Genomic DNA, 14,323 nt, shown 5'->3' on the forward strand with positions numbered 1-14,323 from the left:
GCGCGGCTTCGGCCGAGGTGCGAGGTGTGGGCACGGGGCTTCAGTGCTGGTCCGGCGGTCGGGGCCCCGGGGTGTCGGGCGGGGTGTCCCACGTACGCGTCGGAGCCGAGTCGTCGTACCGGGTGTCCGGCGGGGGCGGGGGCGGGGGTGGGTACGGGGCCGGGGGAGCCGTGTCGGCCGGGTGAGGCGTCGGCGTCGGACGGGCGCGGCGGCCCGGCATCAGGGCGGCACCGAGCAGCATCACCAAGCCGCCGCCCAAGCCCGCGAGGGATCCCCAGCCGAGGCCCGTGCCGTCGCCGTTCACGGTCAGCTCACCGAGGGCGAGCCCGAGCCGGACCATCCACAGGACCGTGAAGCCGAGGACGATCAGTCCGGCGAGGGCCACCGTGGTCCGGGACCGCAGGGCCACGCCGACCAGGGTCAGTACCGCCGCCACCAGGAACGGCAGGAACAGGGAGAGGAAGAGAGCGGACCGCGCGTCCGTGACGCCGTGGCCCGTGAAGAGCTCCCCGACCTCGTAGTACCGCCCGAGACGGCCGTCGTACCAGGCACGGAAGGGGCTCCAGACGGCGGCCGTCGCACCGAGCAGGGCGAGGACCGACCCGAGGACGTTGCGTAGCATCGCGTCGCCTCCTTCGCGCCTGACGCCAACGACGCTACGCCCGCCGGGCGGCCCCCGCCACGCCAGCGCGGCTCCGTCGGCCGGACAGCGCGGCTCCGTCGGCCGGACGGCGAGGAGGGAGCCGCGCGGCCAGGGCCGGCCGGGACGGCCGTCAGTGTGCTCCGGTCGCGTGGTTGTCCAGCGGCCCGAGGTGCGTCGCGTGGTTGTCCAGCGGCTTCACCAGGCGGTTCTGGCCGCCGGTGGCGTGGTTGTCGGCGGCCGAGGCGGCGGCCGCCGTACCGAGCGCGGTGCCCGTGGTGAGGACGGCGACGACGAGCAGCTTCGTGGCGCGGGTCATGTGCGGGATCTCCCCTGGGGTGCGGTGACGGGAACGAGGACAGGTGCGGACGGAACGATCCTGCCCGCTTCCGGGGCACAGCGAACCGCGACGGCTCCCCCTCGGTGCCGTCGCGGTTCGGTTCCCCCGTGCGGTGCAGGCTTGTTAGGGCTTGCCGCCCGTCGCGTGGCTGTCCGCGGGCTTCGCGGTGCCGCCGGTCGCGTGGCTGTCCAGCGGCTTCACCGGCTTGCCCTTGCCGCCGGTCGCGTGGCTGTCCTTGACCGTCACCTGGGGCTCCTCGCCCGTGGCGTGACTGTCCTGCGGCTTGATGGTGCCGTCGATGTGCTCGGCATTGCTCATGGTGCTGAACTCCTATTCTGGGAGTCGTCGAGTCTGAGGCCCGTCCGGCAGCTCCCCCGTGGGCTGCCGGACGAGCGTTCGGGCCGTACACCTTAGAACGGTGTGGCCTGAACCGGCTCGCCTGCCCCCCGCTGCGGCGGGCCGATGCGGTACACAGTGGCGTGCGGCGATAAACGAACGATGAACGCGGGGAATCGTGGCGGTTTGCCCGGTGGTGCCCGATGGCTGGGCTGGCTGATCTTCGCCCCTTCCCCCCCCGTGCCGGACCGTATCGAACCGTGCCTGACGGTCAGAGGGCGGTGCCGGGTTGTCCACCCTGAGCGGTCATCGGCGCTCCCGATGGCCTGGGTGTCCCGGATGGCCTGGGTGAACCGGGTGAACCGGGGCGGCTTCCCGCCCGTATCGGTCCCGTATCTGTCCCATACCCTGTCCCATATCCGGGAGGTTCGGCCCGACCGAGGCGGTCAAGCAGCCCGCACGGGCGCGGAAGGGCCCACCCGCGACCAGCCGAGCGCCCGGGACCCAGCGCCTGGCCTGAGCACCCTGCACCCTGTCCAGCGCCCGCTCAGGACCCGCTAGGGACCCCCGCTCAGGACCCGCTCAGGACCCGCTCAGGACCCGCAAGGCACACGCACGGGTCACGCCGCGGCGATGGGCGCCAGCAACGCCCGTACCTCCGTGGCCTCGGAGGAGCCCAGCTCCTCGTAGATGGCGAGGGCCTCCGACCAGCAGGCACGTGCCCGGTCGCTCTGCCCGAGCCGCGCCAGGGCCCGTCCGAGCAGGGTGAGGACGTTCCCGCGCCGCCACTCGCCGCCGATCTGCCGCAGGGCGACCAGCGCCTGCTCGGCGAGTACCGCGGTCTGCGCCGGGCGGTCCCCCGCGAGATGCGCCTCCGCCAGCCGGAACAGGCTCATCCCCTCCCACAGCCGCTGCCGCGACGCGCGGAACACGGCCAGGGCGCCGGTGAGCTGGTCGAGGGCATCGGGCAGCCGTCCGGCCTGGGTCAGCGCCATCCCCAGCGCGTAGCGGCCGTTGGCCAGCCGCAGGGTGAGTCCTAGTTGGTCGTAGATCGCGACGCCCTGTCCGGCGAGACGCACGGCCGATTCCGTGCGGCCCCCGGCCAGATGGATACGGGACAGATTGCACAGCGCGCTGGCCTCACCGGGCCGGTTGCCGTCGGCGCGGAACGCGGCGATGGACTCGCCCAGATGCCGCTCGCCGTCCTCGTGGCGCCCCTCGTACAGGGCGATGATGCCGCGTTCGTTGGGCGCGTTGCTGCTGACCCAGGGGTCGTGCGCGGTCCGCGCCGGGGGCAACGCCCGCGCGGCCTCCTCGTCGGCGCGCGCGAAACGCCCGGCCGTGCTGTGCACCTGCGCGAGTGTCGTCCGCGCGCGGGACTCGACCCAGGTGTCACCGGCGGCCGCCGCCGCGTCCCGCACGGCGGTCGCGGCGGCCTCGTAGCGCCGGGCGCTGACGCCCGTCTCCGCGAGGTCCTTCGCCGCGAGCAGCAGGTCCACCGCCCTGCGCAGGGCACCGGACTGGCCGGCCTGCCGGACGGCGGCCAGCAGGCAGTCGGCCTCGGCGTACAGCCAGTCCAGGGCGGCCCGGCTGTCGGTGAACCGTAGCCCGGGGTACGAGGTCGGTGCCAGATGGTCGACCGTGCGGTCACCGGGCCGCTCCAGGCCGTACACCCCGGCGGCGGTGGCCAGATAGAAGTCGAGGAGCCTGGTCAGGGCGGCCGGCGGCTCGGCGTTCGGCTGCTCGTCGCGTTCGGCGCACGCCCGCGCGTAGAGGCGGACGAGGTCGTGGAAGCGGTAGCGGCCCGGCGCGGCGGACTCCAGCAGCGAGGTGTCGACGAGGGCTTCGAGGAGGTCCTCGGTGTCGTCCTGGGGGAGATCGAGGACAGCCGCCGCCGCGGCCAGCGAGAGGTCCGGACCGTCGGCGAGACCGAGCAGCCGGAAGGCGCGCGCCTGGTTCGGTTCGAGCTGGCCGTAGCCGAGTTCGAAGGTCGCCTTCACCGCGAGGTCACCGGCCTGGAGCTCGTCCAGCCTGCGCCGCTCGTCGGCGAGCTTCGCGGCGAGGACGGAGACGGTCCAGGTGCGGCGCGCGGCGAGCCGGGACGCGGCGATCCGGATGGCGAGCGGCAGGAATCCGCACGCGGCGACCACGTCCAGCGCGGACTCGCGTTCCGCCGCGACGCGTTCCGCCCCGACGATCCGCGTGAACAGCTGAAGCGCCTCCTCCGGCGACATCACGTCGAGGTCGACCAGATGGGCGCCCGCGAGATCCACCATCCGCACCCGGGAGGTGATCAGCGAGGCGCACCCCTCGGTGCCCGGCAGCAGCGGCCGTACCTGCGCGGCGTCCCGCGCGTTGTCGAGGAGAATCAGGATGCGGCGCCCGTCGAGCATGGACCTGAACAGCGCGGCGCGCTCCTCCAGGGTCTCGGGGATCGCCGTGTCCGGGGTGCCGAGGGCCCGCAGGAACGCCCCGAGGACTGCTTCGGGTTCGGCGGCCCGGGGGCCCGCGCCCTGGAGGTCGACGTACAGCTGACCGTCGGGGAAGCGGGTACGGGAGCGGTGGGCGACATGCACGGCGAGCGTGGTCTTGCCGACCCCGCCTATGCCCGCGACGGCGGACACGGCCATCACCCGGCCCTCGGCGGTGGACAGTACGTCGCTCAGTTCCGAGACGAACGACGCCCGTCCGGTGAAGTCCGGGACGGTCGCCGGGAGCTGGGCGGGACGTACGAGGGTGACGGCCGGTTCCGCGGCCGGGGCGGACGGCTCCGCGAGGCCGGGGTCGGCCTGGAGGATGCGCTGCTGGAGTTCGCTGAGGCCGGGACGCGGGTCGACACCGAGCTCGTCGGCGAGCAGCCGCCGGGTGTCGGCGTACACGGCGAGCGCCTCGGCCTGCCGTCCGCTGCGGTACAGCGCGAGCATGAGGAGTTCCCGCAGCCGCTCCCGCAGGGGGTGCGCGGCGGTGAGGGCGGTCAGCTCGGACACGGCTTCGGCGTGGCAGCCCTGTTCGAGGTCCATGTCGAGCCGGGTTTCGAGGAGTTGCAGCCGCATTTCCTCCAGCCGGGTCCGCTGGGTGGCGGCGTACGGTCCGGGGACACCGGCGAGGGGCTCGCCGTCCCAGCGGGCGAGCGCCTGGTTCAGCACGGTCCGGGCGCGGTGCAGATCGCCTTCGCTGCGGGCCTTCTCGGCGGTGGCGGCCAGGTCCTCCGCGTACGAGAGGTCCAGCGCGTCGGACGGCATCCGGACCGCGTACCCGCCCGCCTCGCTGACCAGGACCCCCGGTCCGAGGGCCTTGCGCAGCCGGGAGGCGTACGTGCGGATCGCGGCGAGTGCCTGGGACGGGGGTTCGTCGCCCCACAGGGCGTCGATGAGCTGGGCGGCGGTCGCCATCCGGCCCTCGCGGAGCAGCAGCGCGGTGAGCAGGGCGCGTTGCTGGGGGGACCCCATCGGCAGGGCCTCCCCGCCGCGCCACGCGCGCACGGGGCCGAGCACGCCGAAGCGTAGTTCCGCTTTGGCGGTTGCGGCGGTTGCGGTTGCGGTTGCGGTTGCGGCGGCGGTTGTGGCTGCGGTGGTGGTGCGGGTGGCGCCCGGGCCCGGGGTGGGCTGTGGGCTGGCGTCGGCGCCGGGGGTGCCGCTGACGGCCTGGTGCGCGCTGGGGGCTGCTGCCGGGGTGGGGTGAGGGCCGGACGTGACCCGGTGGACCGGGCCGCCTCCGGCGGTGGGTGTGTCCGGGGCCGCGTCCGCTGTGGCCGTGGTGCGGGGCGCCGGAGTTGTCGCGTCGCGGGCGGTGCCGGTCCGGACGTCTTCGCCGGTCCGGACGCCCTCGCCGCCCTCGCCGCTCACTCCGCGACCGCCGCCGTCCGTCCTGGCGCGGTACGTCCCGGCTGCGCCGCCGGAGACCGGGGACGCGCCGTGAGCGGGAGCCTCAACCGGATGACGCTGACCCGGAACTCGCGGTTCTCCGTCCATACAGTCCCCCTGCCGTTCCCGACGTGTCTGTGGGCTGCCGCCAGTTTGCCTTGTTCAGGCCTGATGCGTCAGCTTGGATATGTACCTGTCACAGAGTCCGGACGTCAGGGGCCCGCCCGTGCGCTCGCCCGCCCCGTATCTGCGGTCGTACCCAAGGAGGAGGCGCGTACGCGCGCGAACGGTTCCCGACGGGTCGCCTTCGCTTGCGCTTCCCAGGTCCGTCCGGCGGGGCGTACTTCGTTTCTGTGCCGTCGTCCGTGGGTTTTGCGCAGTTCCCCGCGCCCCTGGATGCTGCCTCTGTTCGTCGCTCTTCGGGTGCGGGGCGGTTCTCGTTCCTGCTGGACGCACTTGTCCCTGTGCCGTCGTTCGGTGGTTCTGCGCAGTTCCCCGCGCCCCTTTGGGGCGCATCCGGTCGGTTCTTCGGGTCGGGGCCGGTCGGGATTCTCCGTCCTCGCTCCAACGCGCTCGGTCGGACGTCCCTCTTGTCCTGCTGAAGAGCATCGGAGTCTGCGGGCAGAGATTCCCGCCCACCCCCTCCCGCAGCAGCGCGAGTCCGCGAGGAAGGGGGTTCCGCGGATGACGGGCAAGGCCAGGAGCAGGAACAGGTACGCCCAGCACAGGGAAGGGGGGTCAGTCCGGTACTGCAAGGGCCGGGGACTGTTTGGTGAGGATCTCGCCCCGGAAGAACGCGGGGCTCCGCCGCCGCATCACCAGCATGATCCCGAACCCCAGCACCAGCAGCCCCACCCCGATCACGAACACCGACCCGACCCCCAGAACGGCGGACCCGGAACCGTACGCAGGGTTCCACATGTCGATCAGCGTCTTCGTGAAGACGGCCGCGAGCAGCACTCCGCCGAGCAGCGGGAAGACGCCCTTGAACATCAGGTCACGGAACGAGTTCCGCAGCTCCGCCCGGAAGTACCACGCGCAGGCGAACGCGGTCAGCGCGTAGTAGAAGCAGATCATCAGACCGAGCGCGTAGATCGTGTCCACCAGTACGTGCTCGCTGACCAGCGTCATCACCGTGTAGAACACCCCGGTCGCGATCCCCGCCGTGATCGTCGCCCGTCCGGGTGTCCGGTACCGGGGGTGCACCCGTGCGTACGACGCGGGCAGCGCCTCGTACGCGGACATGGCGAGCACCGTCCGGGCGACGGGGATGAACGTCGTCTGGAGGCTCGCCGCGGCGGACGCCAGGACCGCGACGAACAGGAGCACCCCGAGCGCGCCGCCCATGACGGGACCGGCGAGCGCGGCGAAGACGTTGTCGGAGGTGTCGGGGTTCGCGAGTCCGAGGCCGGACGTTCCGGAGCCGACCGCCATCTGTGCGGCGACCCCGGTCGCGAGGTAGGAGCCGACGAGGACGACCATCGCGACGAGGGCGGCGCGGCCGGGCGTACGGTCGCTGCCGACGGTCTCCTCGTTGGCGGTGAGACAGGCGTCCCAGCCCCAGTACATGAAGATCGACAGGGACAGTCCGGCGGTGAACGCGGCGAAGGACTGCACGGCGAACGGGTTCAGCCAGGACCATGAGAAGTCGGCACCGGTGGTGAAGGCGCCGGACCGCGCCTTCTGCACGGCGAGCGCCACGAAGACGACGAGGACGACGAGCTGGAGGGCGACCAGGGTGTACTGCACGCCCTTGGTGGCCGTCATGCCCCGGTAGCTGATCGCGGTGGCCGCGGCGACGAGGACGAGCACCGTGACGATGTGCACGGCCTTGTCGCCGTCGAGCGCGGCGATCCGTTCGCTGCCGGTGAGTTCCCCGGCGAGCAGCCAGAAGTACGAGGTCGCCACCCCCGCGAGGTTCGACAGGACGATGATCGTCGCGATGACCAGACCCCAGCCGCACATCCAGCCGACCCGGGGACCGAACGCCTTCACCGTCCAGGTGAAGGAGGTGCCGCAGTCGGGGACGGCCCGGTTCAGCTCGCGGTACGCGAAGGCGACGAGCAGCATCGGCAGGAACCCGGCGAGGAACACGGCGGGCATCTGGAGCCCGACCTCGCCGGCGGTGGACCCGAGGGTGGAGGTCAGGCAGTAGACCGGGGCGACCGTGGAGATGCCGATGACGGCACTGCCGAAGAGTCCGACGGAGTTCCCGCCGAGCCCCTTGTCCGGTACGTCCGCGCCTCCGCCGCCGGGCCCTGTGGCGCCCCGGACCGGGTCCCCGGCCGGAGGCCGTGCTTCCACCTGAGTCATGAACAGGAGGTTAAGCGCTGCGGTTTCCGTCAACGGGAGGGCGAAGTTCCGTTTGGTGGTGGGGTGATGAGGGCGTGGCATCCTTGGGATGGTGCGGTGGCTGCGCGTGTGGGGTGGGGATTCCAAGGTCGCGTAGGGCGGGTGATCATCCTTAGCAAGGTCGGTTGCTGGTCCATGGGTGGTGCGGGAACCGTAGGTGTGTCCGGTTTGGGGGGCTTCCAGAATTCCTGGGCGGTGGCCGGACCGAGACCCCGCGAAGCGTCCGTTGCCATGATCGGGAACCACCCCGGTCCGTGCCCTGCCACACTGACGGACGTGAACGCTCAGAGGCAGGTCCGCTGCGTCCAGTGCGGCAACACCGGCGTGATCGTGGCGCAGGCCACCGACCCGGAGACCCGGCTTCCCCGGTGGCGCTACACCTGCCTCGACTGCCGTATCGCCTGGTGGGTCGACCAGCACGGCGGAACCGCCAAGGACTACGAGCGCCGGGAGCCCCCCTTCTGACCTCCGCCGGTTCCCGGTCCGCTGTCCCCGGTTCCCGGTCACCTGCGGCGGTGGCGTCGACCTCTCCTGCCCTGACGCCCGCTCCCGGTGCCCGCCCACTCCCCGGTGCCCGCCGGTGCCCGTCCGGCGCCCGCTCCTACCGGTCGTACGTGTACCCGTACCTGTACCCGTTCCGTGTGCCAGGCCCCTGTCACGTACCGCCACCCGTGACCGTACGGGCGTCAACCCGCCTTAGCCGCTGACGTATCCACAGCCGCGTGCCGGAATCCCGACGCGGTGCCCGACCCGCCGCCGACCGTACAACCATCGGTGTGCGGGAGCCGTCCTCCGGTTGTCGGAGAGGGGACGGCGCTTCGCGGCCCCCGGGTACCGGCACCGGCACAGGGAGGGCGCCGTGAAACGTGCCGTGCGTACCGGCACCACCATCCCCTGTGCCTCGGCCCGTCCCGGGCGGCCATCGCCGGGGCCCCGTTCACCGCCGTGCGCCGGGCAACCGCCCCCGCGTGTACGGCGATCCGCCCCCGTCGCCTCGCAGCCGCCCTCCCGCGGCAGGCAACCCCCGACCGGCGGGAACCGTCCTCCGGGCGGGGGGACGGGGGAGCCTCCGGGCGGTGCCCGGAGGCTCAGCACCACCGATCAGCAAGGAGGACCACCTTGATCCGAATGACGCGCAAGGGAGCCGCCGCCGTGGCGGTTCTCGCGCTGGCGGCGGGGGCGCCGGAACTGGCGTACGCCTCGCCAGGGCAGACGCCCGCACCGCCCGGTTCCGCACCGGCGGCCCAGCAAGCGGAGGGTACGCAACCGGCGGCCCAGCGACTAGGGGCTCGTCAACCGGGGGGCAAGCTCCCCGAAGGCTGGCGAATAACCGGCGCGGGCGCCGACCGGCACCTCGTATGGACCGCGCCGGAACGTGTCCCGATGGGGGACGCCCGGGTCGAGTTCCACGCCGGTGACCGGGTGCTCGGCGCGCCCGCGCCCGACAAGGACCAGCGCACCTTCCGGCTGCCGCTCGGCTCGGCCGAGGTGGGCCCGGACGACGCGCTGAAGGTGCTCGCCGGGGGGCGCCGACTGGACCAGGCCGGGAAGGCCGAGGCGGCCGAACGCGCCCCGCGCGACCGGCGCGGCACCGGACCCGCGCCGCAGGCGGCGAGCCCCGCACCGGCCAACCCGGTCGACCCCGGGACCAAGGGCCGCTACCGGACCGTCAGCGGTGACTACACCCTGCCGTCCGTGAAGCTGCCGGACTTCCCGCGCAAGGTCGAGATGACCGCCACGGTCGTCGGCCCGAAGGACGCGCCCGGCAAGCGTCCGGTCGCGCTGTTCCTGCACGGCCGGCACAGCACCTGCTACAACGCGCAGAACGAGACCGGCTCATGGCCCTGCGACACCGGCTTCAAGCCGATCCCCAGCCATAAGGGCTATCTGCACGACCAGCGACTCCTCGCCTCCCAGGGCTATGTCACGGTCTCGATCTCCGCGAACGGGATCAACGGCCAGGACCACAGCATCGAGGACGCGGGCGCACAGGCCCGCTCGTCCCTCGTACGGCAGCACCTCGCCCGGCTCGCGGGCTGGTCCGCGAACCCGGCGAGCGCTCCCGCCGCCCTCCGCAAGCTGCCGCGCGCCGACCTCGACAAGGTGCTGCTCGTCGGGCACTCCCGGGGCGGCGAGGGTGTCAACCGCGCCGCACTGGACAGCCGTTACCCGGCGCCCGCCGACCGCGACGGCTACAAGGGCCCGGTCCGCTGGAAGATCCGCGGCACTGTCCTCATCGGCCCCACCATCTTCGGCCAGAACCCCGCGCCCGACGTCCCGTCGGTGACGCTGCTGCCCGGCTGCGACGGGGACGTGTCCGACCTCCAGGGCCAGATCTACGCCGACGGCACCCGCGCGGTGAGCCGCGGCAAGGCCCTCCAGAGCTCGGTGTACATGGTCGGCGCCAACCACAACTTCTTCAACACCGAGTGGACTCCCGGCCAGGCCGTCGCCCCGGCGTGGGACGACTGGGACTCCGACGACACCCGCGACGCCGTCTGCGCGCCCGGCACCCGTACCCGGCTGACGGCGAAGCAGCAGCAGACCGCCGGTTCCACGTACATCGCCGCCGCGGCCCGGCTGTTCGTCGCCGGTGACGACAAGGTCCGTCCGCTGCTGGACGGTTCGAACCGGCGGGCCCCGTCCGCCGGACCCGCGCAGGTCCGTACGCACGCCGTCGGCGGCAACCGCGTCCCCGCGGTGCTGCCCTCCGCCTCCACCAAGGTGACGGGCGGACGTCTCTGCGCCCAGATCGACCCCGACCCGGCCAAGGCGTGCCTGCCGCTCGAGGGCAGCGCGCGTTCACCGCACTTCGCCTTCTGGGAGACCGCCCGGGAGCCCGGACGGCACGCGATCGCGATGAACTGGAACCGGGCGGGCACCCCGCTGAAGGCGACCCCCGCGAAGAAGTTCTCCGTCAAGGGATCCGAGTCGCTCGCCCTGCGGGTGATCGTCCCGCAGAACAGCACCGGCACGAAGCTGGATGTCCGGCTCACCGACGCGGCGGGCCGCAAGGCCCACCTCGGCCAGGTCCGGATCGACGGAATCCCGGGCACCGACCGGACCACGTCCGCGTGGGCCCGTGAGGTCCGCGTACCGCTGAAGGCGGCGGTCCGTGCCGGACTGGACCTGCGGAAGGCGGCGTCCCTCGAACTCACGCCGCGTACCGGTTCCGGGAAGGCCTGGCTGATGGACGCGTGGGGCTGGCGTCCCGGTACGCCCGCCGCGGGTACGGCGAAGATGCCGCGGGTCGACCTCGGCCGGCTCACGGTCAAGGAGGGCGACTCGGGCAGCCGGACGTTCCGGGTGCCGGTCAAGATCACCGGGCACGGCAGCGGCCAGGTGCGCGTCTTCGTCCAGGACGCCGAGACGGGTGCTACCACCGCCCGCACGGTGACCGTCAAGCCGGGCAGCCAGGCCGTCGACGTCCCGATCACCGTCGAGGGCAACACCCGCTTCGCCTACGACTCCGCGCGGAGCGCCTTCGTGAAGGCCGTACGGGGCGTGGCGGTCGGCGCCCACAGCGGCGGGGTGCTCGTCCGGAACGACGACCCGATGCCGAAGATCTCCGTGGCCCCGGTCGCGGACAAGGTCACCGAGGGGCAGGCCCTCAGCTGGCGGGTGAAGCTCTCGGAGGCCGCCGACGTGGAGCTGTACGGGATCGCCTTCAAGCTCCTTCCCGCGACCGGCGGTACCGAACTGTCCACCCGCGACGTGGACCCGACCTGGCTCGACGCCCAGTTCGGTACTCCTCCCACCCCGGAGGTGCCGCTGTCGCGTCTGTGGGAGGGCGACGCGTATCTGCCCGTGATGTTCGCCGCGGGCGCGCTGACCGCGGACGTCACCGTCCCGACGGTCACCGATTCGGTGGCCGAGACGGACGAGACCCTGCGGCTCCAGGAGATCGTGCACGACGCCGAGTGGAACCCCATCGAGGGTGACATCCACACCGGGACGGTACGGGACACCCCGTAACCGACAGCTCCACCGGTCCGTCGCCCCCGGGGTCATCTCGATCCGACCCCGGGGGCGACGGCGTTCCCGGGTGTCGGGGGTCGGGTTCGGTGACGTTCCCGGGTCGGGTGGCGTTCCCGGGTCGGGTGGTGGGTCGGGTGGCCGTGGCCACGGGGCCGGTGGTTGGTTGCTGGCTGTCCGTTGTCCGCTGTCGGGGCCGGTTGCCGGTTGCCGTCTGCGGTCCGCTCGTCTGCGGTCTGCGGTGGGCCCGTCTGCGGTTGGTGTCTGCCGGTGCCGGTGCCGGTGCCGGCACGGTGGTGGGGGTCCGCGGTCGGGTGCCGACGGTTCGCCGTCGGCCGGGGCCGTGGCGCAGCGGACTGCGCCGTCGGCCGGGAGATGGCGCAGCGGACAGGGCACCCGCCCCGGAGTTCCGGTGACGGGTGCCCTGCGCAAGGCGTCGCGCCGCACTACCGGTCGCGCCGCACTACCTGTGCGTTCGCGCACGATCCGTGCGCCGCGGTACTACCAGTTGATGCAGGCGGCGGGGACCCATCCGGTCACACGGTCGGTGCGGCCGTAGTACCACTTGTCGCTCGACTTGCCGCAGAGACGGTAGGACTGCCCTCGGGACGCCTTGCCGTCATTGCAGACCTCGCCCTTCTGGCCCTTGCCCCACACGCCCAGCGCGGTCGCGTTCAGCTTCGCGGACTTGCGGAACTTCACGCTCTCCTTGGCCTTGATCGGCCCCAGGGTCTTGCTGCAACTCGCCGCCGCGGCCACCGGTCCCGCCGGTGCGGACCCGGCCTCGGCCACCGTCACCGGCGCGGAACGGGCCGTGTCCACCCCGCCCGCCACTGCGGCACCACCGGTCAACGCGGTGCCCATCAGTGCGACGCCGACGACGGCGGTTCCCAACAGCTTCCTCATGTGTACTTCCCCATCACAGTGGATCGAAGGTCCCCCCGGGGTCTGGTCGGCCACCGGCTTCCCCCTTGCCATGCCGGTGGCGGCCCCGATGCGCTTGATCCAATCACCGCCCCCACGGCAGGACCATGGCTGCTGCGGTCGGGTGACGAGGCTGTGACGCGACACGGACGTACATCCCTGTGCTGTTGTGTCCTGCCGTGCTCGGTGGCGGGTGGCGGGTGGCGGGTGGCGTGGGGGGACGTCTGCGCTCGGTGCGGGGCGTCCGTCAGCTGCGGAGTGTCCGTCACGGCGGTGGGTCCAGGAACACCGGGTTCGTGAACGCGGCGAGCGGGCCGGACGGTCCCTGTCCACCCGGTGCCCCGGACGGGTGCCGGATCTCGGCACGGACGTACGCCGCGTACGACGAAGTGGTCGTCCACCGCACCGCCACCTCGCCGGACGGACCCACCACCGGCGAGGTGTACAGCGCGCCCCGGTCCGTCACGAACCGGACCGTGCAGCCCGGCACCCCCGAAGCCGTCAACTGTGCCGTCACCGCCGCGTCAGGCCCGACCGTCAGCCGTTCACCGATCCCCGCCCGACGGCCCCGCCCGTCCACCAGCGAGAAGTCGACCCGTACCGACGCGGACTCCGCGACATAGCTGCGCCCCGCCCGGATACCCTCCTGGACGGCCACCCGGGTCAGATCGTCCGCGAGGACCACCGTCTGAGGCCGCCCCACCGGCTCCGGATCCCGGTGCGCGTCGCTGCCGCCCATCGCCGGAAGCCATCCGCGCCGCCCACCCCGCACCCCTGTGACCAGCGCGTTGTCCCACTCGGCCAGTGCCGCCTCGTCCTCGGCCCCGTACGCGCCGTTCCACACCTCCACCGCGTCGGCCTCCGCGAACCCGTACTTCCACGCGCAGCCCACGCAGGTGGCGTGCGGATGCGCCGGTACGACGAGCCCGCCCGCGCGGCGGATCACCCCCGCGTACCGGCCGAAGCGGTTGTCCCGGGCCCGGTAGCGCCAGTCCACGAACGTGCCCGGGTCGGTGCCGATCGCCAGTACATGCCCGTTGCGGGTGGTGACCTCCTCGCCCAGCATCACCAGCAGGTCGTCACCCGCCGCCCCCGCCCAGTGCCGGTGGCCCGCGTGGGTGTTGTGCTCCGACGAGTTGATGAAGTCCAGACCCGCCGCGCGCGCCAGCGCCGCGACCTCCTCCGGGGTACGGCGGCCGTCGGAGTACCAGGTGTGCAGATGACAGTCGCCCCGGTACCAGTCCCGGCCCCGCCCACGTGCCCGCTGCGGCGGATACCGGGGGTCCGGAACGGGTGCGGCGGGCGGTCCCGGCACCAGCGTGACCCGCACCTCGTACGTCAGCCCGCCCGGCGCGACCGTGTACGGACTGAGCACGATGTGCCAACGGCCCGCGTCCACGGGGCCCGGTAGATACCCGGGTGTGGCGTCGTCACCCCGGACGAAGAACTCCGTACGGGCACCCCCCGACCAGCCCCGGAACCCCGCCCCACCCGCCGCGACGCCCCCCGTCCCGAACAGCCCGATGTCCAGCGCGTTGCCCGCCGTACCGGGCGCTACCACCGGCCGGTCGTACCGGTACGCCACCCGCAACTCCCGCACTCCGGAAGGAACATCGACCGGCAGATAGACGTAATCCGGCGCACCCGGCGGAAGCGTCCCCCGAATCGTCCACGTCACCCTGTCCCCCGTCCCCGGCGCCACTCCAGGCCTCGACCTCGCCTCTGCTCCCGCCCCGCCCTCCGCACCGGCGACACCCCCAGCCGCCCACCCGAGCGAGACAGCACCCCCCGTCACCACAAACGCCCGCCGACCGAACGCCGAAGCCCCACCCACCGAAGTCACGTCCATGCGAGCTCCTGTCCTAGGTCTGGTCCTGGTCTTGGTCCCGGTCC

General features: G+C 72.9%; 9 protein-coding genes. 2 read left to right on the forward strand and 7 right to left on the reverse strand.

Annotated elements, in window-relative coordinates:
• Positions 1 to 40: 40 nt before the first annotated feature.
• The 5 genes from AB852_RS04165 to AB852_RS04185 form a co-directional block, all read right to left on the reverse strand.
• Positions 41 to 622: a hypothetical protein gene (locus AB852_RS04165; RefSeq protein ID WP_073783628.1), complete on the reverse strand. Its 582-nt coding sequence runs from the start codon at positions 620 to 622 to the stop codon at positions 41 to 43.
• Between the two features lie 151 nt (positions 623 to 773).
• Complete coding sequence (locus AB852_RS04170; protein ID WP_073783630.1) at positions 774 to 959, reverse strand: hypothetical protein; 186 nt, start codon at positions 957 to 959, stop codon at positions 774 to 776.
• A gap of 144 nt (positions 960 to 1,103) precedes the next feature.
• Positions 1,104 to 1,298 carry a hypothetical protein gene (locus tag AB852_RS04175; RefSeq protein ID WP_073783632.1) on the reverse strand — a complete coding sequence of 65 codons (195 nt, stop codon included), beginning with the start codon at positions 1,296 to 1,298 and terminating at the stop codon, positions 1,104 to 1,106.
• A gap of 638 nt (positions 1,299 to 1,936) precedes the next feature.
• Entirely contained in the window at positions 1,937 to 5,287 is a 3,351-nt protein-coding gene (gene afsR, locus AB852_RS04180) for an SARP-family global regulator AfsR (protein WP_079184276.1), read from the reverse strand.
• Between the two features lie 630 nt (positions 5,288 to 5,917).
• Complete coding sequence (locus AB852_RS04185) at positions 5,918 to 7,492, reverse strand: APC family permease (RefSeq protein ID WP_073783634.1); 1,575 nt, start codon at positions 7,490 to 7,492, stop codon at positions 5,918 to 5,920.
• Between the two features lie 315 nt (positions 7,493 to 7,807).
• On the opposite strand from AB852_RS04185, the gene AB852_RS04190 reads away from it, so the two are divergent.
• Positions 7,808 to 7,996 carry a hypothetical protein gene (locus tag AB852_RS04190; protein ID WP_073785385.1) on the forward strand — a complete coding sequence of 63 codons (189 nt, stop codon included), beginning with the start codon at positions 7,808 to 7,810 and terminating at the stop codon, positions 7,994 to 7,996.
• A 654-nt stretch (positions 7,997 to 8,650) separates the two neighbouring features.
• A complete protein-coding gene (locus AB852_RS04195) occupies positions 8,651 to 11,506 on the forward strand; it encodes an alpha/beta hydrolase (protein WP_073783636.1) in 2,856 nt (951 codons plus the stop codon).
• A gap of 501 nt (positions 11,507 to 12,007) precedes the next feature.
• On the opposite strand, the gene AB852_RS04200 is transcribed toward AB852_RS04195, so the two are convergent.
• Positions 12,008 to 12,412 (reverse strand): hypothetical protein, encoded by a 405-nt coding sequence (locus AB852_RS04200; RefSeq protein WP_073783638.1) that lies wholly within the window; start codon positions 12,410 to 12,412, stop codon positions 12,008 to 12,010.
• Between the two features lie 283 nt (positions 12,413 to 12,695).
• Positions 12,696 to 14,279, reverse strand: a complete 1,584-nt coding sequence (locus tag AB852_RS04205; RefSeq protein ID WP_073783639.1) for a CehA/McbA family metallohydrolase — start codon at positions 14,277 to 14,279, stop codon at positions 12,696 to 12,698.
• Positions 14,280 to 14,323 lie beyond the last annotated feature (44 nt).

The sequence above is a fragment of the Streptomyces uncialis genome, from assembly GCF_001905345.1.
Taxonomy (GTDB): domain Bacteria; phylum Actinomycetota; class Actinomycetes; order Streptomycetales; family Streptomycetaceae; genus Streptomyces; species Streptomyces uncialis.

Coding starts and splice junctions, on each gene's coding strand:
- AB852_RS04165 (WP_073783628.1), bottom strand. CDS start 622: ATGCTACGCAACGTCCTCGGGTCGGTCCTCGCCCTGCTCGGTGCGACG.
- AB852_RS04170 (WP_073783630.1), bottom strand. CDS start 959: ATGACCCGCGCCACGAAGCTGCTCGTCGTCGCCGTCCTCACCACGGGC.
- AB852_RS04175 (WP_073783632.1), bottom strand. CDS start 1,298: ATGAGCAATGCCGAGCACATCGACGGCACCATCAAGCCGCAGGACAGT.
- afsR (WP_079184276.1), bottom strand. CDS start 5,287: ATGGACGGAGAACCGCGAGTTCCGGGTCAGCGTCATCCGGTTGAGGCT.
- AB852_RS04185 (WP_073783634.1), bottom strand. CDS start 7,492: ATGACTCAGGTGGAAGCACGGCCTCCGGCCGGGGACCCGGTCCGGGGC.
- AB852_RS04200 (WP_073783638.1), bottom strand. CDS start 12,412: ATGAGGAAGCTGTTGGGAACCGCCGTCGTCGGCGTCGCACTGATGGGC.
- AB852_RS04205 (WP_073783639.1), bottom strand. CDS start 14,279: ATGGACGTGACTTCGGTGGGTGGGGCTTCGGCGTTCGGTCGGCGGGCG.